This window comes from Cupriavidus sp. 8B (assembly GCF_054589115.1).
The window spans coordinates 145,477-148,186 of the sequence record NZ_BAAILO010000435.1; the positions used below are offsets into that span (position 1 = coordinate 145,477).

Here is a 2,710-nt window from a genome sequence, read left to right on the forward strand (position 1 = left end):
GGTGGTTTCGTCGTCAGGCCCCGGGTTTTAATTCACTCGTGCCGTTACCGGTTTGAATGGCCACGATCCTGTTAATGACGCTGGTTTCGTGGTGAGGCCCCCGGTAGCAGCATCCCTGCCAATTCACCCATCTGCCGGTACCGGCGCAAAGCGCCACGATATATCACACCGCGATGGTTTCGTGGTGGGGTGGGCGCGGTGGTGAATCCCTCAAAACTATTCCTCGGTGCCACCGCGCCCACGACGGAAACGGAACGCTTGCAACTTCGTGGCCGCCCGCGCCGCGAGCGATAGACGGCTTGAAATTCGTGGTGGCCGCTACCGGGGGGACCACCACGAATCTCTGGGCATTGGCAGGGTCGTGGTGATCTAAACTGGTAACGGCACGAGTCCATTAGCACCCAGGGCCGTACGACGAAACCATTGGGGTCCCCAATGACGCCACGCCAGCCTCCTGCAAGGATCGCTTTCTTTTGGTTACTTTTCTTTACGAGTAAAGAAAAGTGACATCTCACACGTTCCAAAACGGCCAACACCGCCCAGCCGCTACAGCAGCTAGAAGCGCTAAAACACCGCCCACTCACGCTATTCTGCATCAGCAGCTAGAAGCATGAAAACCCCGCCCAGCAAGCGCCAAAACCCGCCTCAGCGGGCCACAAGCAATACACATCGCACACTTCCCCCAACCTACAATTCCTGCTCCAAGCTCAGCGAACGAATCAGCGGAACGGGACACCAGCGCCCGTAGCATGGCAATGGCGGGAGCGGGGATGCGCTCAGGCCGCGCGGGGCGGCGGGCGCAGCGCGGCAAGCGTCGCGTCGAGCTCCGCAACCGATGCGGCAAGAATCGGCAGCAAGGCTTGCGCGGTGGCGAGATCGCCGAACTGGGCAACGGATTCGAGCCGGCCGCACAGCGTGACCAGGGCCGCGCACTCCAGGATCCGGGCCGAGCCCCTGATGCGGTGCGCGCCGCTGCCAAAGCGCTGCCAGGTGCCATCCATCAGTGCCGTGCGCATCGTCTCGAGATCGGCGCGGTTGGTTTCGACCAGGCTGTCCACCAGGTCCCTGACGATATCCGCATCACCGCCCGCAAGCGTGTCGAGCAGCGTGCCGATGGCCACGCGTTCGCCGGGCGACACCGCGACAAATCCGTGCTCGGCCAGTGCGCGCGCCAGCGAACTGGCGTTGACTGGCGCGCTCAGCGTGGCATCGAAGGCGGCGCCATGGGCCGCGTCAACCACGCTCGCGTCGGCGCCGGCCTGCACCACCGCAAACAGCAGGCTGTCCGCAGACAGGCCGAAGTCGCCGCGCGAGGGCTCACCGACATGGTCGTGGGCAAGCCAGACCAATACCAGCCTGGGCTGCTCGCCTGTGATGGGAGCCGCATCCGGCCTGGCCAGGTCCTCCTGCTCGACGGAAAAGCCCAGGCCCGCGAGCACGGTCGCGAGCCCGCTGATTTGCAACGCTTGCACGCCACTCTCGGTAGTACTGAGTAACAGCGCCCGGATCATGAATTCACCTTTGTGAACATTTGCATATTGTTGAAGCCTGCCGATGTGCGGCCACTGGCTGGCGTCATTGGGCCGGGGTCAGGCGGCAGCGCCGCGCAAAGTCGACCAGGTCCACCAGCGAGGTGACCTGCAGCTTGCCCATGATGCGGGTCTTATGGCTGCTCACCGTCTTGTTGCTGATAAATAACAGCTCCCCGATCGCTTTGTTGGACAATCCCCTGACCAGCATCTGCAGGATGACGATCTCCTTGTCCGAGAGCAACTCAAGCCGCTCTTCGTCCGCCCGCAGGGTGATCTGCGGCAGGTCGCGCTCGAAGCGCATCTCGGGAAATACCATGTAGCCGGCCATCACCGCCTCGACGCAGCGCACGATCTCCTTCATGTCCTGCATCTTGCTGACGAAGCCCTGGGCACCGGCCTGCCGCACCCGCGGCGCGAAGGTGGCCTGGTCCTGGCCGGAAATCACCAGGATCCGGATCGGCGGATAGATCAGCTTCAGGCGCGGGATCACGTCCAGGCCGCTGATACGGGGAATATCCAGGTCCAGGATGGCAAGATCGGGCTCGAACTGCTTGGCGGCTTCGATTGCGGCCTGGCCATTGTCAGCTTCCAGAATATTGCTGACCCCGAGCACTTGCGACAACGGGGTCTTGACCACCAGGCGCAGTGCGGGGTGATCGTCGACGATCAGGATAGTTGCCACTCGCGTTCCCCCCAAGATTGCCAAAAAACAGACTCACCTGCGCCGGGCGACAACCGGCAACTAACAAGGTGAAGCGCGGATTATGTGGCGAAATTACCCAAGAGCTGGCGAGAAATTTCCGAATAAGCCATCGGAAATTTCCCAAAGGAGGGAGAACTCAGCCCTGAATCGTGCGCTGGCACTTCAGTTCAGCGTCTAGGAATATCCGGCGCAGTGAGAAAAAGATCACTGTCGAACACTGTAACCCACAACGGATCGCGACGATCTCCAGCACGGAGATGCCGAGCCGCAGCCGGCGCAAGGCCTCGGGATCCGCGCCGCAGATTTCATTGAATGCCTCCGCACTCAATCCGTACTCAAAGTCTCTTCTGCTTGCCTTGGTCACGTTCTCTCTTATTTATTTGGTTCTTCAGACTTCTGTGTGGGTCGCCGGGCGAAGTCCGGCGCAGGCGTAGCAAGAGCGATCGCGTGCAATCTCGCGCAGGTGTAGCTCCCC

Annotated in this window: 3 protein-coding genes; all 3 read right to left on the reverse strand. The window is 61.6% G+C overall.

Translation table 11 applies throughout. The features are described 5' to 3' along the window. Positions 1-776 precede the first annotated feature (776 nt). Positions 777-1,472 (reverse strand): Hpt domain-containing protein, encoded by a 696-nt coding sequence (locus tag ACYP5B_RS42905; RefSeq protein WP_400092910.1) that lies wholly within the window; start codon positions 1,470-1,472, stop codon positions 777-779. Between the two features lie 103 nt (positions 1,473-1,575). After that, on the reverse strand, positions 1,576-2,214 hold the full coding sequence (locus ACYP5B_RS42910; RefSeq protein ID WP_459573648.1) for a response regulator: 639 nt from the start codon (positions 2,212-2,214) through the stop codon (positions 1,576-1,578). Positions 2,215-2,371: 157 nt separating this feature from the next. After that, a complete protein-coding gene (locus tag ACYP5B_RS42915; protein ID WP_459573649.1) occupies positions 2,372-2,599 on the reverse strand; it encodes a hypothetical protein in 228 nt (75 codons plus the stop codon). Between the last annotated feature and the right edge of the window lie 111 nt (positions 2,600-2,710).